The 20,034-nt window shown below is 32.0% G+C and carries 20 protein-coding genes; 10 read left to right on the forward strand and 10 right to left on the reverse strand.

What is annotated here, in order from left to right:
- Positions 1-4: 4 nt before the first annotated feature.
- Positions 5-415 (forward strand): hypothetical protein, encoded by a 411-nt coding sequence (locus IMZ30_RS11155; RefSeq protein WP_207038374.1) that lies wholly within the window; start codon positions 5-7, stop codon positions 413-415.
- A gap of 12 nt (positions 416-427) precedes the next feature.
- Positions 428-1,330, forward strand: coding sequence for an ABC transporter substrate-binding protein (locus tag IMZ30_RS11160; RefSeq protein ID WP_207038375.1), 903 nt, complete (start codon positions 428-430; stop codon positions 1,328-1,330).
- A gap of 43 nt (positions 1,331-1,373) precedes the next feature.
- Here IMZ30_RS11160 and IMZ30_RS11165 read toward each other — a convergent pair whose 3' ends face one another.
- From IMZ30_RS11165 to IMZ30_RS11195, 7 genes are read right to left on the reverse strand one after another with little or no spacing between them, the layout of a single operon-like run.
- Entirely contained in the window at positions 1,374-1,658 is a 285-nt protein-coding gene (locus IMZ30_RS11165) for an ATP-dependent Clp protease adaptor ClpS (protein WP_207038376.1), read from the reverse strand.
- Positions 1,659-1,667: 9 nt separating this feature from the next.
- Positions 1,668-2,495: a 50S ribosomal protein L11 methyltransferase gene (gene prmA, locus IMZ30_RS11170; protein ID WP_207038377.1), complete on the reverse strand. Its 828-nt coding sequence runs from the start codon at positions 2,493-2,495 to the stop codon at positions 1,668-1,670.
- A gap of 3 nt (positions 2,496-2,498) precedes the next feature.
- Positions 2,499-3,248: a triose-phosphate isomerase gene (tpiA, locus tag IMZ30_RS11175; protein WP_207038378.1), complete on the reverse strand. Its 750-nt coding sequence runs from the start codon at positions 3,246-3,248 to the stop codon at positions 2,499-2,501.
- 11 nt (positions 3,249-3,259) lie between these two features.
- Positions 3,260-4,327, reverse strand: coding sequence for an ABC transporter permease (locus tag IMZ30_RS11180; RefSeq protein WP_207038379.1), 1,068 nt, complete (start codon positions 4,325-4,327; stop codon positions 3,260-3,262).
- Complete coding sequence (locus IMZ30_RS11185) at positions 4,327-5,424, reverse strand: BT_3928 family protein (RefSeq protein WP_207038380.1); 1,098 nt, start codon at positions 5,422-5,424, stop codon at positions 4,327-4,329. Before IMZ30_RS11185 ends, IMZ30_RS11180 begins: the two co-directional genes overlap by 1 nt.
- A gap of 1 nt (position 5,425) precedes the next feature.
- The gene (locus IMZ30_RS11190; protein ID WP_207038381.1) at positions 5,426-5,998 is read right to left on the reverse strand and encodes a DUF1599 domain-containing protein; all 573 of its coding nucleotides are present in this window, start codon (positions 5,996-5,998) and stop codon (positions 5,426-5,428) included.
- Between the two features lie 7 nt (positions 5,999-6,005).
- On the reverse strand, positions 6,006-6,944 hold the full coding sequence (locus IMZ30_RS11195; protein ID WP_242529663.1) for a transporter: 939 nt from the start codon (positions 6,942-6,944) through the stop codon (positions 6,006-6,008).
- A gap of 84 nt (positions 6,945-7,028) precedes the next feature.
- Between IMZ30_RS11195 and IMZ30_RS11200 the strand changes: the two genes are divergently transcribed.
- Genes IMZ30_RS11200 through IMZ30_RS11210 form a run of 3 tightly spaced genes read left to right on the forward strand, consistent with a single transcriptional unit; the run spans position 7,029 to position 11,013 of the window.
- A complete protein-coding gene (locus IMZ30_RS11200; protein ID WP_242529664.1) occupies positions 7,029-7,310 on the forward strand; it encodes a DUF4834 family protein in 282 nt (93 codons plus the stop codon).
- Positions 7,311-7,312: 2 nt separating this feature from the next.
- Positions 7,313-9,736, forward strand: a complete 2,424-nt coding sequence (locus tag IMZ30_RS11205) for a YfhO family protein (RefSeq protein WP_207038382.1) — start codon at positions 7,313-7,315, stop codon at positions 9,734-9,736.
- The gene (locus IMZ30_RS11210) at positions 9,733-11,013 is read left to right on the forward strand and encodes a glycosyltransferase (RefSeq protein ID WP_207038383.1); all 1,281 of its coding nucleotides are present in this window, start codon (positions 9,733-9,735) and stop codon (positions 11,011-11,013) included. The genes IMZ30_RS11205 and IMZ30_RS11210 overlap by 4 nt, the downstream gene beginning before the upstream one ends.
- Before the next feature lie 45 nt (positions 11,014-11,058).
- Here the strand turns inward: IMZ30_RS11210 and uvrA are convergent, their stop codons facing one another.
- On the reverse strand, positions 11,059-13,848 hold the full coding sequence (uvrA, locus tag IMZ30_RS11215; protein ID WP_207038384.1) for an excinuclease ABC subunit UvrA: 2,790 nt from the start codon (positions 13,846-13,848) through the stop codon (positions 11,059-11,061).
- Positions 13,849-14,047: 199 nt separating this feature from the next.
- On the opposite strand from uvrA, the gene IMZ30_RS11220 reads away from it, so the two are divergent.
- Complete coding sequence (locus tag IMZ30_RS11220) at positions 14,048-14,635, forward strand: RNA polymerase sigma factor (RefSeq protein WP_207038385.1); 588 nt, start codon at positions 14,048-14,050, stop codon at positions 14,633-14,635.
- A gap of 230 nt (positions 14,636-14,865) precedes the next feature.
- Here IMZ30_RS11220 and IMZ30_RS11225 read toward each other — a convergent pair whose 3' ends face one another.
- Entirely contained in the window at positions 14,866-15,534 is a 669-nt protein-coding gene (locus IMZ30_RS11225; protein WP_207038386.1) for an endonuclease III domain-containing protein, read from the reverse strand.
- A gap of 29 nt (positions 15,535-15,563) precedes the next feature.
- Between IMZ30_RS11225 and bcp the strand changes: the two genes are divergently transcribed.
- Positions 15,564-16,013 carry a thioredoxin-dependent thiol peroxidase gene (gene bcp, locus IMZ30_RS11230; RefSeq protein WP_207038387.1) on the forward strand — a complete coding sequence of 150 codons (450 nt, stop codon included), beginning with the start codon at positions 15,564-15,566 and terminating at the stop codon, positions 16,011-16,013.
- 72 nt (positions 16,014-16,085) lie between these two features.
- Here the strand turns inward: bcp and IMZ30_RS11235 are convergent, their stop codons facing one another.
- Positions 16,086-17,063, reverse strand: coding sequence for a hypothetical protein (locus tag IMZ30_RS11235; protein WP_207038388.1), 978 nt, complete (start codon positions 17,061-17,063; stop codon positions 16,086-16,088).
- Positions 17,064-17,166: 103 nt separating this feature from the next.
- On the opposite strand from IMZ30_RS11235, the gene IMZ30_RS11240 reads away from it, so the two are divergent.
- The 3 genes from IMZ30_RS11240 to IMZ30_RS11250 are packed head-to-tail and all read left to right on the forward strand — an operon-like array spanning position 17,167 to position 20,033.
- Positions 17,167-18,291 carry an NAD(P)/FAD-dependent oxidoreductase gene (locus tag IMZ30_RS11240; protein ID WP_207038389.1) on the forward strand — a complete coding sequence of 375 codons (1,125 nt, stop codon included), beginning with the start codon at positions 17,167-17,169 and terminating at the stop codon, positions 18,289-18,291.
- On the forward strand, positions 18,284-18,991 hold the full coding sequence (locus tag IMZ30_RS11245; RefSeq protein WP_207038390.1) for a methyltransferase domain-containing protein: 708 nt from the start codon (positions 18,284-18,286) through the stop codon (positions 18,989-18,991). The genes IMZ30_RS11240 and IMZ30_RS11245 overlap by 8 nt, the downstream gene beginning before the upstream one ends.
- The gene (locus IMZ30_RS11250; protein WP_207038391.1) at positions 18,984-20,033 is read left to right on the forward strand and encodes a type III polyketide synthase; all 1,050 of its coding nucleotides are present in this window, start codon (positions 18,984-18,986) and stop codon (positions 20,031-20,033) included. Before IMZ30_RS11245 ends, IMZ30_RS11250 begins: the two co-directional genes overlap by 8 nt.
- Position 20,034 lies beyond the last annotated feature (1 nt).

Consider the following 20,034-nt stretch of genomic DNA (forward strand, 5'->3'; position numbering starts at 1 on the left):
ATTAATGCGGTTACATTATAAAAACACCCAACGTTTATTAAGTTTCTCTATAACACCAATAGTAATAGGTATTTTGACATATCTATATTTTGAATATGAAATGAGGAGTACTTGGTTTTATATTAATGGATTGTTATATATAATATGGGGAATTTATTTTTTACTGAAATCGATTTATGGTTTTGCTCAGATGACGAATAGTGGAATTAAATTCACGCACAAATTTTGGAAAGAATATCAATGGAAAGACTTAAATTCAGTTCATTATAAATTTGGTTATTACTACTTAGAGTGGCCAAAATCTACAATAGAAGTTAATTTGAAGCAATTAGACCCTAATTCAGTTGAAGTTTTAGAAAAGAAGTTACAATCTTTGGATCTAGTTTTGAATAATAAACGCGTCGAAACTATTTAAATTGAGGTATTCATGAAACATCTTAGATTAGCTTTAGATTGGACGCCAAACGTTAATCATATTGGTTTTTATGTCGCAAAGGCTAAATTATTTTACCAAGCAAAAAATATTAAACTTGACCTAGTAACACCAGATCAGGATAATTACTCTGAAACTCCAGCTAAAAAAGTAGAATTAGGAAAGGTAGATTTTGCCTTATGCCCAACTGAAAGTTTAATTAGTTATCAGTCAAAATCAAAGCCATTTCCGCTCGTTGGCTTAGCGTCTATATTTCAAAGTGATTTAAGCGCAATTTGCGTCTTGAAATCGTCAAAAATTACAAGACCACAACAACTCGACGGGAAACATTATGCATCCTACCAAGCGCGTTATGAAGACGGTATAGTTAAGGAATTAATTAAAAATGATGGTGGTCATGGCAGTCTAAAACTCAGTTATCCTGAAAAACTAGGCATCTGGGAAACACTTATTCAAAATAAATGCGATGCCACATGGATTTTTTATAATTGGGAAGCTTTGCAAGCCGAAGCTAAAGGGATTGAGCTAGAGCTTTTTAAATTAAAAGATTTTGGAATACCATATTCATATTCTCCCGTCATCGCCGGAAACAAAATATTGGTTGAATCTCAACGTGAAACTTATAAAAATTTTATTGAGGCTTTACGTGAAGGTTTTTTATACGCTCAACAGCATCCCGAAGAGTGTGCAAAAATATTAGCAAAATACATTCCTGAGGAAGATAAGAGTATCGATCTTGTAAAAGCAATCAATATTAGTGCTCAAGCTTTTGGGAATTCAACTGATTGGGGACGCATTAATACTAAAGAAGTTGATCAATTTTTAAATTGGTTAAAAACTAAAGACTTAGAACATTCAGGTTTAGCTGCTGAAGATATTTTCATACCACTTACATAAAAATTTAATGTTTCTTATGAATTCAAACAGAGACTTCAATTGGCTAAACTATTTCAGCTGAAATACCAGCTTCAAGAATTTTTAGGCATCTTGGTTTCAAATCATTATAAGAACCAGATTTTACAGAGCATTTTCCTTTATAATGTATTAAAATTGTACACTGTTCTGCTTGAGTAGGAGAGTGATCGCAAGTATCAATCAGTGTTTCAATTACATGATCAAAGGTATTTATGTCGTCATTAAAAACCACAATTTCATGTTCAGGTTTAGAATCGGTTTTAGTAACCGACTGCTCTTTAACCTTCTCTTTAGTTTGATTGATAATCATACTACAAAATTAAGATCTTAATTCAAATTTGGCAGCACACCAGTCATCTTTTAAAAGGTGTTTAACGTAAGTCAAACCAAGATTTTCTGCACAATTTATAATTTTATGTAAATCTTCTTGATAAAAACCACTAAAATAAATACTTCCATTTTGGTTTAAGTGCTTCACATAAGTTGGCATATCTTCTAGTAAAATATTCCGATTAATATTAGCAAAAATAAAATCGTAGTTAAACTTAATTGCTTGGGCGTTGCCTTGAATACAACTACCAGTTAGATTATTTCTTTTAAGGTTTTCTTCGGTGTTATCTATGCACCAATCATCTATATCGATAAAGTCAACTTGGTTGGCATCTTTCATTAAAGCTAAAATACCTAAAACACCTGTGCCGCAACCCATATCAAGACCATTTAGTTGCTTAAATTCATCTTCAAGAATAAGTTTTAAAATCATATAAGTGGTGGCGTGATGGCCTGTACCAAAGGCCATTTTAGGCGTAATTACAATGTCATAATCAACAGATTTTTCGGGGTGAAATTCTGCTCTTACAGCACATTTTTCTCCAATATAAATAGGCTCACAACTAGATTCCCAAATGGCGTTCCAGTTTTGAGTTTCAAGATCGGTGACTTCAACTGAAATACTAACTTCAGGGCTTTTAAGTATTTGAACTTTTTCAATTAAATTAGCAGGTTTGACTTCAGTTTGGATATAAGCTTTTAACCCATTTTCAGTATCCTCAAAACTTTCAAATTCTAATAAACCAAGTTCCGCCACTAAAATTTCACGTAATGGTTCAAGTGGCGAAATTGTAAAATGATATTTTGTATAATTCATGAATTAAAAACTGTTTATGATCGCTGTAAAATCATCTGCTTTAAGTGATGCGCCACCAATTAATCCTCCATCAACATCAGGATTAGCAAAAATTTCTTTAGCATTAGTCGGTTTAACGCTACCGCCATATAAAATTGAAATTGAATTTGCTGTTGTTTCATCATATTGTTTAGCGATGACTTTTCTGATGTGTGCATGCATTTCTTGAGCTTGATTTGGAGATGCTGTCTCTCCAGTACCAATTGCCCACACAGGCTCGTAAGCGATGGTAAGTTTACTGAAGCCTTCTTTTGAAAGATGAAATAAACTATCTGCAATTTGCTCTTCAACTAGACTGAAATGCCCGTTATTTTGCCTTACATTTAATTCTTCACCAACGCAAAAAATAGGCAATAAGTTATGCTTTAAAGCTTGGTCTGTTTTGTCTTTTAATACTTGCGCATCTTCATGAAAAATAGCACGCCTTTCACTATGACCTAAAATAACATAAGTTACACCAACAGATTTAAGCATGCTTGCAGAGATTTCACCTGTATATGCTCCTGAATCGTTTGCATTCATGTTTTGAGCACTTAAGGCAATCTTACTATCTTCAAGTAAACAGTTGGCTAAGCTTAGATTTGTAAAGCTAGGCGCTATGATTACTTTTGTGGAGTTGTTTTTAGATGTTTTTTTAAGGCTTTCAATAAGTGATTTAGTATCATCTAAATCGCAATTCATTTTCCAATTTCCGGCTACAATTTGGGTTCTCATGATATCAAGGTTTAATTTACTTTGGGGTCTAAAATACTATAAATCAAGTCAACTAAAATATTGATTACAATAAAAATTGTTGCTATAATTAAGACTGAACCCATAATTACAGGTAAATCTAGGGTATTTAAAGCATTTACAATCTCTTTACCAAGGCCATTCCAACCGAAGATATATTCTACAAAAACAGCACCAGCAAGCATTGATGCAAACCAGCCTGAAATAGCTGTAATTACAGGGTTTAGAGCATTTTTAAAGACATGTTTTATGATAATTTGTTTAAGCTTTAAGCCTTTTGCTTTGGCAGTAACAACATAATCTTTAGATAATTCTTCTAAAATTGAATTGCGCATGAGTTGAATAACCACCGCTAATGGTCTTATTCCTAAAACAACTGCTGGAAGTAGTAAATTTTTAAGCACTAAATTTTTCTGCTCACCAAAATCATCTAACTCATATAAATTCCCTGTCATATTTAGGTTTGTATATTCATTTAAGAGAAAACCAAAAAACCAGGCAAATAAAATAGCACTAAAAAAAGAAGGAATACTCATGCCTAATGTACTGACGACTTGAATTAACTTATCAAGCCAAGAATCTTGATAGATTGCTGAAATAACGCCTAAAATTAAACCCATAAACAAGGCAATGCTTATTGCTGAAATGGCAAGCACAGCTGTATTTGGTAAGGTTTCTGCCATAATTTCTGAAACAGCTTTGTTTTGCTTTTGAAACGATTGTCGCAAATACGGAAATTTGATGACTAATTGAAAGTCTTTAGTTGTAAGAATTGAAGTATATGATAATGGCTTGTCTTTAATTGATGTAAAATTTGTTTTATTATTTGAATGTACAGAAATAGGTGAGAGGTCGTTTAAGTAATAAAGGTATTGTTTATATATAGGTTGATCAAAACCATATTTTTCTTTTAAAATATTTACTTGAGTTTGGGTTTGATTTTCACCAAGCATCATTTTGGTAGGATCTCCTGGTAAAACATTAAATAATACGAAAACCACACTTACAACACCAAATAATGTGATAAATGCATAGCCTATTTTAGACAGTAATTTTTGCATTAATCTATCTTAAATTCATCAGCATCATTCCAGTGTAACTTTTGAGTAATAACTCCATTCTCAAGTTCAATTAAACCTGGATTAGAACGCACTATTGTTTTTATAGCAGTTTCATCACAAGTGTAAAATGGAATATCGATGCTATTAGATTGTAGTAGATTTTTAACAGATTTTGATCCTGACGCAGATAAGCCTATGACTAAGTAATTGGCCTTTTTTGCTTCATTTATTAGAGGTTTAATTGTCTTCCAGCCTTGAATTTCAGTTTTATTTAAATTGTAAGCGCTAATTATTAAAACTTTAGGTTGGTTTAAGATATATTGCGTTTGGTCATCACCATCTTTAATTAGATTAAAGTCGTGAATTGGTGGCGTATAGGCTTCACGAATAACTTCAGTTTTAACATCAATAAATTCACCTTCAACGTTAGGGAAATTCCCTCTAGTCGTAATTATTTTTTCTTCACCATTCACTTTAAATCTCCAATGATAATCTGTGATAGCTTCTGGTGCATTTTCAGGAACTTTTCTAGCTTCATTTATATCAGTGCCTATTTTGTAAGCTCTAAAATCAATAATTGGTAAATGCATTAATACATGATAAGCTATAAAAAAACACAATATACTGCTTACAAAAATAACCCATTTTAAAGTTGGTTTAGGGAAAATAGGCTTTATGAATTCTTGTTTTAAAAATAAAAATAAAATTAAAACACTTAATATCACATCTTTAATGAAAGATTGCCAAGGTGTAAGTGGTATAGCGTCACCAAAACATCCGCAATCAGTAACTTTATTAAAATAGGCTGAGTAGAAAGTTAAGAATGTGAAGAATATTATCATTAATAATAAACTCCAAATTGTTATTTTCTTAGCATAGCCAATAATCAAAGCTATACCAAGTAAAACTTCTATAATTACTAGAAAGATAGAAATCATAAGCGCATAAGGCACTAAAAAAGAAATATCTAAAACACCAGGGCTAAAATACTCTTCTAATTTATAGGCAAAACCGAGCGGATCATTCAACTTAACTAATCCACTAAAAATAAAGAGTAGTCCCACAAAATAGCGAGCAATTTTAACTATGAATGTCATTTTAATGAGAATTTAAGTTTAAATGAATTAAGGCAAAAATGGCATAATTAATCATATCTTGATAATTAGCATCAATACCTTCACTTACAATTGTTTTTCCTGAATTATTTTCAATTTGTTTTACACGCAATAATTTTTGTAAGATTAAATCGGTTAATGAACTCACACGCATGTCTCGCCAAGCTTCGCCATAATCATGATTTTTATTCATCATTAAGGCTTTTGTTTCAGCTAAATAGCTATCGTATAACTCTAAAGCTTCTTTAATTTTTAAGTCAGGCTGATTAGCAACCCCTTTATGATATTGAATAAGCGCCATAATGGCATAATTTATAATACCAATAAACTCAGCATCTATGGCTTCATCAATTTTAGATGTACCATTAATCTGTAAACTTCTAATGCGTTGGGCTTTTATAAAAATTTGATCAGTTAAAGATGGTAAGCGTAAAATGCGCCATGCACAACCGTAATCTTTAAGTTTATTTTCATACAAATCGCGACAAACCGAAGTAATCTTGTCGTATTGATCAGTTGTTGAAAGGTTTTTGAAATTTTGATCAAAATTGTTCATCAATACATTATTTTTTATCTCCTAACTTAAAATTATCATCAGATTTTAATTGCTCTTTTTCTGATTCATCATAAATACGTTCTTCTTTTCGAAATTTATCGTAACGATAAGATATCCCTAGACTGAAACCAAGTCTTTGTGGTGTATTTTTAAAATTGACTAAGCTTAAGAGATCAAGTTGAAGGTTTTTTGTTAATAAATAAGCTAAGCCACCACGCACAATTTCATCGCTATATAAATCTCCTATAATAGTTTGAAATTCACCAAAAACAGCAAATCGATTTCCGACAGAATGTGTAAGTGTGAAAATACCCGTGTAAGAAGGAAAATCTGTCCCCAATTTGTCTCCGTAAAAATTGGTTACAAAAACCCATCGACCATAATTATGTTGCGTTATCAAGCCTAATCTTGGTGAGAAATTAGGCTCGCCTTCAAATAAAAAAGGATTATCACCAAAAGCAAAATTTACACCAGCATATGCTGAGATAGCCGGAATTAAATCACGCCATTGAAATGTGTTATTTGCTTTCCAACTTATATAACTTTTTTCTTCTTGTTCTCTTTTAAAATAAGGATCATAAAGTAAATATTTACCAGCTAATGTATTAGATTGAAAGTTGGAGTAACTAACTGTCTCAGTATTTGCTCCTTGAACAAAGTCAGTATTCACAGAGCGAAAACTCCCTTCAAGCGTCAATTCTAATTTCTCCATAAAAAAACCATATCTTGCTTGATAGTCTAAGCCATAAATAGTAGTTTCAGTTCGTTGTAAGTCATGTTTTTCGTTATCAAATCTAAATCCAGTCTCTAATTGCATAACACCATTTCCAACAGCAAAAGCGCCTTGAGATGCACCAGGTCTGTTTGAGTTGATTGTCTCAGTGTATTGTGCAAAACAGCTGATACTTAAGAGTAAACTACTCATAAAAACAAAGGCTCTATACATATTATGTTTTTTTCAAATATAGTTGAATTTATCAATAATTTATTAGTCAAGAACTATTTTTTACGCTGTCTAATCAATACATTTGTGAATTCATATTTAGATGATTTTATGGAATTTTTAGAAACGCTTTTAATAATAATCTTAATTATTTTCGGGTTTCGATTGCTTTTTAAATTTTTTGCACCTTTTTTAATGCGTTATTTTATAAAGAAGCTAAAACAAAAGTTTGAAAATACCCAACAGCAAAGTCAGCAGCAATCAACTTATTCAAGACAAAAAGATAATTTAAATAAACAAAGCGGCACTAGAAAAACCAATCCAAATTCAAAGGTTGGAGAATACATTGATTACGAAGAACTCGATTAATTATGAAAAAGTTTATAAAACAAAATGCTAAGCATTTTTTTGTCATTCTTGGTTTTATTGCAATATCACTTGCTTTTTTTCATCCAGTTCTCCAAAACAAAATTATCTACCAAAGTGATATTGTCCAGTATATTGGTATGGCCGAAAAGCACAAAGATTTTAAGGCTGATACAGGTGAAGAAAGTTACTGGACTGATGCTGCATTTGTAGGCATGCCAACTTACCAACTTGGAGCAAATTATCCGTATAATTATATTAAAGAACTTGACCGGCTTATTAGGTTTTTACCAAGACCAGCTGATTATTTGTTTCTGTATTTTATAGGTATTTACATCTTGTTTTTAACCTTAAAAGTTAACTATAAATATGCAATCGTAGGCGCTTTAGCTTTTGGTTTTTCAACCTACTTAATTATTATTTTAGGGGTTGGTCACAATGCAAAAGCACATGCCATAGCATACTTTCCAGTCGTAATTAGTGGGATTTTACTTTGTTTAAAAAACAAACGCTTACTAGGTTTTATCACTTTGTTTTTTGGTTTAGCATTAGAGCTAAATGCTAATCATTTTCAAATGACCTACTATTTAATGCTACTTACGCTTGTCTTAGGAATCGTTTACCTTATTGATGCTCTTAAAAATAATCAACTACCTCAATTTTTGAAGTCAGTTGGTATAATGCTAGCCGCAGCATTATTAGCAGTTGGTGTTAATTCAACACAAGTATTAGCGACTAAAGAGTATACAGATTACAGTACAAGAGGAGATACAGGTTTAACCATTAATCCTGATGGATCGAAAAAAGCAGAAACAGCTTTGAGTTATGATTATATTACAGAATATAGTTATGGTTGGTTAGAAAGTTTAAATTTATTTATTCCACGATTTATGGGTGGTTCAAGTGCTGAAGCTTTAGATACTGAATCAGAAACTTTTAAGTACTTAATGTCACTTGAAGGTATTTCAACTCAGCAAGCTTTAGGGTTTGTAGAAAGTGCGCCTACTTATTGGGGAGAACAAACTTACATTGGTGCTCCAGCTTATATCGGTGCTAGTGTTTTATTTTTGTTTGTATTAGCCTTGTTTTTAGTTAATGGAAAACTTAAAAAATGGATAGTTAGTGGTATCTTGCTATCGCTATTACTTTCTTTGGGTGATAATTTTGCTTTACTCACAAAGTTTTTTATCAACTATATTCCATTATACGATAAATTTAGAGCAGTATCATCGATACAAGCGATTATAGAGTTTGCAGTCCCTGTTTTAGCTATTGTTGGTTTAGCTAAATTTTTTAAACCATCCGTTAGTTATGAGTTAAAGTTAAAAGCATTAAAATACACCAGCATCATTTTAGGATCTATTTTGGTTTTATTATATCTGTTTAGTGGTAGTTTTGACTACAGTACGACTAACGATGCTAGATTAATTAAGCAATTAGGGCCTAATTTTATTCGAGCTTTACGCCTTGATAGAGAAGCTATGTTAACTGCTGACGTGCTTAGAACTCTGGCTATATGTATTGCCGTCGCTGCGATATTATTGGCAGTTTTAAAGCAGAAACTTCAACATAATATGGCCTTAATTGGTATTTCGCTCGTTATTTTAATCGATTTGGTAAGCTTCAATAAAAACTATGTTAACGAAGAAGATTTTGTTCCTGAAATCGCAATGCAACAACCATTTGAAGCGACTTCAGTTGATAAGTTAATTAATAAAGATACAACTCATTTTAGGGTGTATGATTTAAGCTCAAGCCCTTTAAATTCTTCTCGTGCTTCATATTTTCATAATTCAATTGGTGGCTATCACGCGGCAAAGCCAGGAAGAATTCAAGATTTGTTCGATTTTCATATTTATAAGGGCAATCAGCAGGTACTAAATATGTTAAATGTTAAGTATTTTATTTTTTCAGAACAAGGAAAAGTTAGTTATCAACAAAATGAAACCGCTTTTGGAAATGCTTGGTTTGTTGAAGATGTTCAGCTGGTAAATAGTCCTAATGAAGCAATTAAAGCTTTAGACTCTACTAATCTTAAATCTACTGCTGTAGTTGAAAACGCTTATAAATCTGAAGTTCCTAAAACTTCTTTTAAGTTGAAATCTAAAGACCAAATTAGACTGAGCGATTACCAACTCAACCAATTAACTTATACCTATAATCTAAGCGATGATGCTATAGCAGTATTTTCTGAATTATATTATCCAAAAGGTTGGAAAGCTTATGTTGATGGCGAAAAAATTAATCACTTTAACGCCAATTATGTGCTACGTGCCGCATATTTACCTAAAGGCAATCACAAATTGGTATTTAAATTTGAACCTGATGTTATAACAACAGGAAACGTGATAACTTTAGCAAGTTATGGATTGTTTTTTCTACTACTAATTGGCGGTTTTATTTATAAGTCGAAGCAAGAAACTACATGAAAAACGTTTTAATTATAACTTATTATTGGCCGCCAGCTGGTGGTCCTGGTGTGCAGCGCTGGTTGAAGTTTTCTAAATATTTGCCTGATTTTGGTATACAGCCAATTGTATATAAACCTAAAAACCCACATTACCCAACTAAAGACGAAAGCCTAAATCTAGAGGTTTCTTCTAAAGTAAAGGTTATCGAAAAATCAATTTTTGAGCCTTATAGTTTTGCAAAAATTTTATCTAAATCTGATACAGAAAGTTTAAGTAAAGGTTTAATTAAGTCACCTAAAAAACAAACAAAAATACAAGAAAGCTTACTTTATGTTCGTGGAAATTATTTTATTCCAGATGCTCGAAAATTTTGGATAACGCCATCAGTTAAGTTTTTATCAAAATATGTTACTAAACATCAAATCGACTGTATTATAACTACAGGACCACCACACAGTTTACATTTGATCGGGCAACAACTAAAAACTAAGTTTAGCGATTTAAAGTGGATAGCAGATTTTCGAGATCCTTGGACAAATATTGGTTATCATAACGAATTAAAGCTTACAGAAGCTTCTGCAGAAAAACATAAGCAGCTAGAACAAGAAGTGCTAGACCAAGCCGATGAGCTTTTAGTTACCAGTTTTGAAACACAACATGAATTTAAGTTAAAAACACAAACACCTGTTCATCTAATTACAAATGGTTTTGATGATGAGTCGGTTCGCGTTGAAGACCTTGATGAACAATTTTCTTTAGCACATATTGGGTCGTTACTAAGCCAGCGTAATCCTGAACTTTTATGGGAAGTTTTAGCTGAATTAATTAATGAACTCGAAAATTTTAAACAATTCTTTGAACTCAGGTTGGTTGGTAATGTAAGCGAGCAAGTTGTTGAATCTATTAATAGTTATGGCTTAAAAGATTATGTAAGCTTAATAGGTTATGTTAATCACCAAAAAGCTATTGAAATTCAACAAAGCGCACAGCTTTTGTTGCTAATTGAGATAAATAGCGAAGAAACTAAAGGTATTATTCCAGGTAAATTATTTGAGTATATGAATGCTAAACGCCCAATTCTGGCTATTGGTCCTGAAAATTGGGATGTTAAGCGTCTTGTTGATGAAACATCATCAGGAACAGTTTTTACTTATAATGATAAACAAAAGCTTAAAGCACAAATTACAACCCATTTTAAAGCCTATTTGAATGGTAAACTGAATGTAAATTCTACTAAAATTAACCAATTTAGTAGAAAGAATTTAACTGAGAAATTATCTAAAGTAATCAAGTAAATAATTTCTAATTATAAGGTTTTCAGATAATTTAACCTTTATAATTTATAGTTTTTCTTTTAAAAATTGTCCTGTTAATGAATGTTTAGATTTAGCAACTTCTTCTGGCGTTCCATAGCAAACTAGCTCACCGCCGTGAACACCACCTTTAGGTCCTAAATCAATTATGTGGTCAGCGCATTTAATTAAATCTAAGTTATGTTCAATCACAATCACCGAATGTCCTTTTTCAATCAGAGCATAAAGCGATTTTAATAATTTATTGATATCGTGAAAATGTAAGCCTGTAGTTGGTTCATCAAAAATAAATAAGCATTTGTCTTTAGTTTGGCCTTTACTTAAAAATGCAGCAAGTTTAATTCGTTGAGCTTCACCACCTGAAAGTGTAGACGAACTTTGCCCAAGCTTAACATAATCTAATCCTACATCTTTTAAAGGCTGTAATTTTTTGACGATTTTATGCTCTTCTTTGTCATCAAAAAAAGTAATAGCTTCTGACACACTTAAGTTCAGAACATCATGAATACTTTTATCATAGAAAGTAACTTCTAAAACTTCATCTTTAAAGCGCTTTCCATGACAGGTTTCGCATTCAAGATGAACATCTGCCATAAATTGCATTTCAATAGTCACTTCACCTTCTCCTTGGCAAGTTTCGCATCTTCCTGCATCAACATTAAAACTGAAATGTTTCGGTTTAAAATTACGTAATTTGGCAAGTTTTTGATTCGCAAATAAGTTACGAATATCATCGTAAGCTTTGATATAAGTTACTGGATTTGAGCGAGATGAACGACCAATCGGGTTTTGATCTACATACTCAACCTGTTTAATATGTTTAAAATTTCCTTCTAATTGATCAAATTGGCCAACCTTTGTCCCATAACCGCCATTGGCTTTAATTAAAGCTGGGTATAGTATATTTTTAACCAAAGTGCTTTTACCACTTCCGGACATTCCAGTGACAAGTGTTAGGCAATCTAAAGGAAATTTAACATCAATATTTTTTAAATTATTAGCTCGAGCACCAATTACTTTTACAAATGATTTAGATTTTTTTCTCTTTTTGGGTACTTCAATCTGTAAAGATTGATTTAAATATTGAGCGGTTAAAGATTTGCTTTTCAAAATCTGCTTGTAAGTTCCTTCAGCAACTACTTGACCACCATTAATTCCAGCTTCTGGACCAATATCTATAATATAATCAGCTGCTTTCATGATATCTTCATCATGTTCAACAACAATTACTGTATTTCCTAAATCGCGTAAGTTTTTAAGTACTTTAATTAATCGGTCGTTATCTTCAGAATGTAGGCCTATCGAAGGCTCATCTAAAATATACATCGAGCCAACTAAACTACTTCCTAAAGAAGTAGCGAGGTTAATACGCTGAGATTCGCCGCCAGAAAGTGTGTTAGATTTACGGTTTAAGGTTAAGTAATCTAAACCAACATCATGTAAAAAAGCTAGACGAGAATTAATTTCTTTTAGTAAACGTTTTCCAACATTTTCTTGATATGAATTAAGCTTTAAATTATTGAAGAATAAACGGACTTCATCTATTGGTAAATCAACTAATTCAGAAATGCTTTTGTCATTAATTTTAACATAATTGGCTTCCGCTTTTAAACGTTTTCCTTCACAGAGTTTACATTTTGTTTTTCCTCGATAGCGTGATAAAAGTACACGATTTTGAATTTTATAGGCTTTAGATTCTACTTTATTGAAAAATTCGTTGATTCCTGTTATATATTGATTTCCATTCCACAAAATATTTTTTTGCTCATCCGTCAACTTAAAATAGGGGCGATGAATAGGAAAGTCGAAATGATTAGCATATTGAACTAACTGATCTTTATACCAACCTAAGGTATCGCCACGCCAAGGTGCAATGGCATTTTCGTAAATACTTAAGCCTGTGTTAGGAATCACCAAATCTTCATCAATATCTATCACATCACCATAACCGTCACACTTTGGGCAAGCTCCAAGAGGATTGTTAAAACTGAACAAATGTTCGTTAGGCTCGGTAAATTGCATGCCATCTAGTTCAAATTTATTATTGAAGGTTTGTTGTTTTCCGGTTTTATAATCTTCTAAAACAACTTCACCTTGACCTTCATAAAATGCATTTTGAACAGCATCGGCTAATCGATTGTAAAAATCGTCTTCATGTTTAACAACAATTCGATCAACCACTAATTCAAATTTCTCATTTTCTTTTAATTGGTCAAAATCAATTTCATCAATGCGTTCAACTTTTTGATGACGTTTTATACGGCTAAAACCTTGCTGTTGTAATATTTTAATTTGTTCAGCTGCGGTTCGATTTTCTTTTAGATGAATTGGCGCTAGGAGCAATAGTCTTTTACCTTCATCAAACGCTTTAACTGCATCGACAACGTCACTTACACGATGTTTTTTTACAATTTGCCCCGAAATTGGTGATACTGTTTGGCCTATTCGAGCATAAAGTAATTTGAGATAGTCATATATTTCTGTAGATGTACCAACAGTTGAGCGTGGATTTGTAGAGTTAACTTTTTGCTCGATAGCAATAGCTGGTGCAATTCCTTTAATATAATCGACTTTAGGCTTATTTAAGCGTCCTAAAAATTGTCTTGCGTAGGCAGATAAGCTTTCTACATAACGTCTTTGGCCTTCAGCATATAGTGTATCAAACGCAAGAGAAGATTTTCCTGAACCTGATAAACCTGTGATAACAACGAGTTTATTTCTAGGAATAGCGACATCAATTCCTTTTAAATTATGAAGTTCAGCACCTTTAATGATTATAAAATCTTTTGGGTCAAGGTCGTCTATGGATTGTTTCATGATCTAAATTAGACTTACAAAGATACATATTCTAAAAGTGCAATTTCAACTGAAAAACATGGTGAATTATGTTAAATAATTTAAGATTCATTGAAGTCTTTTGATTTAATTTATATATTAGCAAACAATTCAAAATCAATTGCCTATAAAATAACACTACTCTAATTTAACTTTATCTAATTTTAGAAACTTGAGTGTTATGGGTAATTTAGAAACAATACCAGAATCAACCTTAGTAAACCAGTATATTGCAGGTGATGAGAAATCTTTAGCCATGTTAATTAATAGACATGAGCAAAAAATTTTTGGTTTCATATACTCAAAGGTAAAAAACAAGGCAATTGCTGAAGATGTATTTCAAGAAACATTTATTAAGGTAATCAAAACATTGAAACGTGGTAAATATAATGAAGAGGGCAAATTTTTGCCTTGGGTAATGCGTATTGCTCATAATTTAGTGATCGATCACTTTAGAAAATCAAATCGTTTACCAAAATTTGATTGTAACGGAGATTTTGAAATTTTTGATGTCATTTCAAATGATGAACTTGATGCTGAGCATCGTTTGGTTAAATCTCAAATTGAAGGTGATTTGCACGAGCTGATAAAAATTTTACCTCAAGATCAATTTGAAGTCCTGCAAATGCGAATTTTTAAAGAAATGAGTTTTAAAGAAATAGCTATGCGTACAGATGTAAGCATAAATACAGCTTTAGGACGCATGCGCTATGCTTTAATTAATCTTCGCAAAGCTGTAGAAGCTAATCAAATTATATTAACAAATTAATACAATAATTTGAAATTAAGTTCGTTATAAGCTTGAATCAAATTCAAATTATGACGAAAAATTACTCTCAAGATTATTTTAACGACTCAGCCGTTGAGTATTTGCGCCCTAAGAGATCTACGGTAAAATTTCTCTTAGATTATTCGAAATCATTAAAAGTGTTTTCAACAAAATTTGGTGATTTTGAATCGATTCAGAATTAGCCTGAAATCTTAATAAACATTAGTGTTTTAAGTCCGCTTCTTGCGGACTTTTTTTTGGTAATCATTAATAACAGACTTTCTACCAATTGTTTTTGTAATGATATCTTGATCTAAATTCCAACCTCTTGCAGGCGAATAGTCACGACCATACCAAATAATTTGTAAGTGCAAATCATTCCAGAGTTCCCTAGGAAATAATCGTTTAGCATCTCGTTCGGTCTGTACTACATTTTTGCCTGTGCTCAATCCCCAACGATACATAAGTCTATGAATATGCGTATCTACAGGAAAAGTTGGTATACCAAAAGCCTGTGCTAAAACAACGCTAGCTGTTTTATGTCCGACAGCTGGGAGCTCTTCTAAATCTTCGAAATTTTGCGGTACTAAACCTTGATGCTTATCAATTAAAATTTGAGATAAACCATGAATTCCTTTAGATTTCATTGGTGATAAACCAACTGGTTTTATAATTTCTCTTATTTCTTCAATAGAAAGCTTAACCATGTCATAAGGATTATCAGCTTTAGCAAAAAGTATTGGCGTGATTTGATTAACCTTAACATCTGTGCTTTGGGCCGATAATAAAACTGCAATTAATAGAGTATAAGGATCTTTATGATCCAAAGGAACAGGTATGCTTGGATATAATTTCTTTAACGTATTTATAACGAAATCTACTTTTTCTGTTTTTTTCATTTATTGTAATTTTAAACAAAAATAAGCATATGACAACATTAAAAGTAGGCGATCAAGCCCCAAATTTTTCAGCAGAAGACCAAGATGGGAATTTACATCAACTCAGTGATTATAAAGGTCATAAATTAGTGGTGTTTTTTTACCCTAAAGCAAGTACACCAGGTTGTACTGCCGAAGCTTGTAATTTAAGAGATCATTGGCAAAGCTTTAAAAATGAGGGTTATAAAATTTTAGGAGTTAGTGCTGATTCTAAAAAACGACAACAAAATTTTAAAAACAAATACGAGCTACCATTTCCATTATTAGCCGATGAAGATAAATCAGTTATTGAAGCTTTTGGTGTTTGGGGACCGAAAAAGTTTATGGGAAAAGAGTATGATGGCATTCATAGAACAACCTTTGTAATTGATGAAGATGGTAAGCTTAAAGACGTTATTACCAAAGTAAAAACCAAAGCTCACGCTGAGCAAATTCTGTAGGTATATAATATCTTAAAAAGCCTAAAGTTTAAAATTTGTTTAAACTTTAGGCTTTTATACATCATTATAAATTTAATCGTCCTGTAATTCGGCATACAAAACAATAGCATTTTTTAGCTGATTAGCAAGTGATTGATTGCCATCGCTATCGACTGGATTAATTTCAATTGTTCCATTATTATTACCATCAACAGCACTGCTTAAATCAACTGAATTGAATACAGCATTTAAATCAAAATTAAAGACAATTGAAGCATTATTAGTATTATCTATCACTAGATTTTGTCCAGCATCTTCATAATCAACTTCAAAATCTTCATCGAAAGTATGATAAAATTCAAAGTTTGAACCATCAATTGTGCCTGTTACTAAAATAGATTTTTGATAAAGCGGACTAGCACTATTTAAGCTTCGGTTCATTTCAAATTCTACTTCTTCGTAGGTTCCTAAAGGAATGTCTACATCAACTACAGTAACGGCATCGCTACTTAAATCTAATTCAAATGGACCAACTAGATTAACTTCATCATCATCGCCCCAATCGTTATCGTCGTCGTCTTCATAACTTGCCCCATTACAAGGATCATCATCTTGTTCGGTAGCATAGACAGAAAAATCTGCTCTAAAGTAAATCTCTAAACCAGAGTTTAACTCAACTTCATATTTATAAGGGGCATCATTGTCGTCTTCCATTTCAGCTTTACAAAATGCATCATTTGGATAGTTAGTCGTTAAATAGTTTTGTATTTCAATTGGTAAATCTTCAAAACTTAAATTAATATCTTCGTCACTTTTTGCTACTTGCATTATCGGTTTACCGCTATTAGCATATTCAAATTCGATATTGCTAATATTGATTAAAAAGCTATTAACTTCAACAGTTGTGTTTGCTTTAGCTAAACGACCGCTAGTTGTATTTAAACTTGCTTTGGCTTTAATGCTTAAATTTGTAGTTGCAACAGGAGTAGAGCTTGAGTTGTCATCATCACTACAACTCGACATAACAAACATGATGCTAAGTACACTTAAGATTGATGTTTTAAATTTCATGATTCTATTATTTTATTTGGTTTCTGTTAATAAAACACTATAATATTAGATTACCCTAACAAATATCAATAAAAAAAATCATTTTTATAAAAAATTTTTTAATTTGAACTCAAAAGTTTGCATTATTGGTGGTGGTTTAGCAGGACTTACGGCAGCAATACACTTAAGTCTTGATGGCTTTGAAGTAGTTGTAGTTGAAAAAAATGAATATCCACAACACAAAGTCTGTGGCGAATATGTTTCTAATGAAGTAAAAACATATTTATCAAGTTTAGGGCTAATAAAATTCTTAAAGCAAACACAGGATATCAATACACTTAAGTTATCTAATGTTAATGGTCAACTTTTTTCAGCTCAATTACCGCTTGGTGGTTTTGGTGTGAGCCGTTTTGCAATGGATCATGCTTTATTTAAGCATGCTAAAGAAATTGGTGTTAAAGTCATTAAAGCTAAAGTAACACATTTCGAGTCTACTCATTCAGGCTTTAAAACCTACTTTATGGATTCTTGTTTAAACTCAAAATTTTTGTTGTTAGCTTATGGAAAACGGTCTAATCTCGATAAAAAATTACATCGAAGTTTTATCCAGAAAAAAAGCCAATGGATTGGTGTAAAAGCGCATTATAATTTAGATGAATTCCCAGCTAATGAAGTCCAACTTCATAATTTTGATGGTGGCTATTGTGGTTTATCAAAAACAGAATCGCATGCAATTAATTGTTGTTATTTAGTTTCAGCTGAAGTGTTTAAACACTATAAATCCATAGATGATTTTAATAAAAAGGTGCTCAGAAATAATCAGCATCTTAATCATTTTTTTGAGAAAGCTAATTCTATATTTGAATCTCCACTTGCTATTGCTCAAGTCTCCTTTGCAAAAAAGTCAAATTCAAATTCTAATGCTTTAATGTTAGGGGATGCAGCAGGCTTAATTCATCCTTTATGCGGCAACGGCATGGCAATGGCCATACATTCAGCTAAAATTGCCGCTGAAGCGATTAAATTGGTTGACCAAAATTCTCTTCAGATGAGTCAATTATCAACATATTACAAACAACAATGGCAATCATCGTTTAAAAAACGCTTATTTTATGGGCGTATTTTTCAGAAAATTTTATTAAATCAAAGGTTAACCAGCTTGGGATTAAATTTACTTCAGCCATTACCGTTTTTATTACCAAAACTTGTTCGTTTAACTCATGGTCAACCTATTCCAGCTTATGATTAGTACAAATAAACGTTCATCTCAAGCAGAAATTATGGATACATTCGACTTTAAAGGACAAGATTTAGTCAATGTACTTCAACATATTGATCAAATTAATTCAAGTTTAGGCGGCCATCGTGTAACGATAAATGGTGTCAAGCAGTTACTAAAAAAATCAAAAAAAGAGGTAATCACAATTGCTGATATTGGCTGTGGAAGTGGCGCAAGTTTAAGAGCCATTGCAAAATGGGCTGAAAAGCAAAAATTTCAAGTAAAATTGATTGGTATTGATGCCAATCCGTATATTATTGAAGTAGCTAAATCATTAACTTCAACTAAGTTTAATATTTCTTATCTATGTTTAGACGTGTTTTCAGCAGAGTTCAAAGCTTTAGAGTTTGATATTGTTTGCTCAAGTCTCACTTTTCACCATTTTAAAGATCAGTCGATTATACAATTGCTTCAACAACTAGAAGCGCAAGTTAAATTAGGAATAATCATTAATGATTTACACCGCCATAAATTAGCTTATCGCTTATTTCAATTATATAGTATTTTCTTTGTCAGATCTCAAATAGCAAAAAAAGATGGATTAATTTCGATCTTAAGAGGTTTTAAATCAAAGGATTTTAAGTATTTTTCAAAACAATTGAATAATGCAACTCAATTGAAATGGTTCTGGGCATTTCGTTATCAATTTTTAATACAAATTCATGGTTAAAATTACGCAAGTTTCTACTCAACTCCCAAAATATACTAGTTCTACTGCTGAAGTAATTCCGTATATTGAAGATTGGTTAGAGCATCAAGATGAACGATTTAAACGTAAAGTTATCAAGATCTTTGAAGGTGCTGCTGTAGATCGTCGTTATGCTATTATGCCACCAAATCAGGTATTTACACCAACGAGCTTTGAAGAAAAAAATAAAATTTATCAAACTGAAGCTAAACAACTTGGTCATCAAGTTTTAGAAAAAGCACTCTTAAAATCGAATTGGGATCCTAAAAGTTTAGATTATATTATTACGGTAAGCTGTACAGGAATTATGATTCCTTCATTAGATGCTTTCCTTATAAATAGTCTTGGTTTAAGGCAAGATATTGTGCGCTTGCCTGTTACCGAAATGGGTTGTGTTGCGGGAGTTTCCGGTATTATTTACGCTAAACAGTTTTTAGAGAATCAACCCAATAAAAGGGCTGCTGTAATTGCTGTTGAAGCACCAACAGCAACTTTGCAACATTCAGATTTTAGTATGGCAAATATGGTAAGTGCCGCCATTTTCGGCGATGGTGCAGCTTGTGTACTTATGAGCTCAGAAGAGCAGGCAAGTGGTCCTCAAATTTGCGATGAGCAGATGTACCATTTTTACGATCAAACGCACATGATGGGTTTCGATTTAACAAACAATGGCTTGAAAATGATTCTTGATATTGCCGTTCCTGATACTATTGCAACACATTTTCCGGAAATTATTCATCCTTTTTTAAAGCGTAATAATTTATCGATTGAATTAATAGAACATCTCATATTTCATCCTGGCGGAAAGAAAATTATTCTAACTGTCGAAGATTTATTTAAAGATTTGGGCAAGAACATTAATGCAACAAAATCGGTGCTTAAAAATTACGGTAACATGAGTAGTGCTACTGTTTTATTTGTTTTAGCGCAAATCATGCAAGATTCGCCAAAAAAAGATGATTACGGCTTAATGTTAAGCTTTGGACCAGGATTTACAGCACAACGACTTTTATTAAAATTTTAAT

It is taken from the genome of Psychroflexus sp. ALD_RP9 (assembly GCF_017311165.1).
GTDB lineage: Bacteria > Bacteroidota > Bacteroidia > Flavobacteriales > Flavobacteriaceae > Psychroflexus.

What these genes read in the sequence shown, in the direction of transcription:
- IMZ30_RS11160 (WP_207038375.1), top strand. Translation starts at nt 428, where the DNA reads ATGAAACATCTTAGATTAGCTTTAGATTGGACGCCAAACGTTAATCAT.
- IMZ30_RS11195 (WP_242529663.1), bottom strand. Translation starts at nt 6,944, where the DNA reads ATGTATAGAGCCTTTGTTTTTATGAGTAGTTTACTCTTAAGTATCAGC.
- IMZ30_RS11235 (WP_207038388.1), bottom strand. Translation starts at nt 17,063, where the DNA reads ATGAAATTTAAAACATCAATCTTAAGTGTACTTAGCATCATGTTTGTT.
- IMZ30_RS11220 (WP_207038385.1), top strand. Translation starts at nt 14,048, where the DNA reads ATGGGTAATTTAGAAACAATACCAGAATCAACCTTAGTAAACCAGTAT.
- IMZ30_RS11155 (WP_207038374.1), top strand. Translation starts at nt 5, where the DNA reads ATGCGGTTACATTATAAAAACACCCAACGTTTATTAAGTTTCTCTATA.
- IMZ30_RS11205 (WP_207038382.1), top strand. Translation starts at nt 7,313, where the DNA reads ATGAAAAAGTTTATAAAACAAAATGCTAAGCATTTTTTTGTCATTCTT.
- tpiA (WP_207038378.1), bottom strand. Translation starts at nt 3,248, where the DNA reads ATGAGAACCCAAATTGTAGCCGGAAATTGGAAAATGAATTGCGATTTA.
- IMZ30_RS11225 (WP_207038386.1), bottom strand. Translation starts at nt 15,534, where the DNA reads ATGAAAAAAACAGAAAAAGTAGATTTCGTTATAAATACGTTAAAGAAA.
- IMZ30_RS11180 (WP_207038379.1), bottom strand. Translation starts at nt 4,327, where the DNA reads ATGCAAAAATTACTGTCTAAAATAGGCTATGCATTTATCACATTATTT.
- IMZ30_RS11210 (WP_207038383.1), top strand. Translation starts at nt 9,733, where the DNA reads ATGAAAAACGTTTTAATTATAACTTATTATTGGCCGCCAGCTGGTGGT.
- uvrA (WP_207038384.1), bottom strand. Translation starts at nt 13,848, where the DNA reads ATGAAACAATCCATAGACGACCTTGACCCAAAAGATTTTATAATCATT.
- IMZ30_RS11250 (WP_207038391.1), top strand. Translation starts at nt 18,984, where the DNA reads ATGGTTAAAATTACGCAAGTTTCTACTCAACTCCCAAAATATACTAGT.
- IMZ30_RS11245 (WP_207038390.1), top strand. Translation starts at nt 18,284, where the DNA reads ATGATTAGTACAAATAAACGTTCATCTCAAGCAGAAATTATGGATACA.
- prmA (WP_207038377.1), bottom strand. Translation starts at nt 2,495, where the DNA reads ATGAATTATACAAAATATCATTTTACAATTTCGCCACTTGAACCATTA.
- IMZ30_RS11190 (WP_207038381.1), bottom strand. Translation starts at nt 5,998, where the DNA reads ATGAACAATTTTGATCAAAATTTCAAAAACCTTTCAACAACTGATCAA.
- IMZ30_RS11185 (WP_207038380.1), bottom strand. Translation starts at nt 5,424, where the DNA reads ATGACATTCATAGTTAAAATTGCTCGCTATTTTGTGGGACTACTCTTT.
- bcp (WP_207038387.1), top strand. Translation starts at nt 15,564, where the DNA reads ATGACAACATTAAAAGTAGGCGATCAAGCCCCAAATTTTTCAGCAGAA.
- IMZ30_RS11165 (WP_207038376.1), bottom strand. Translation starts at nt 1,658, where the DNA reads ATGATTATCAATCAAACTAAAGAGAAGGTTAAAGAGCAGTCGGTTACT.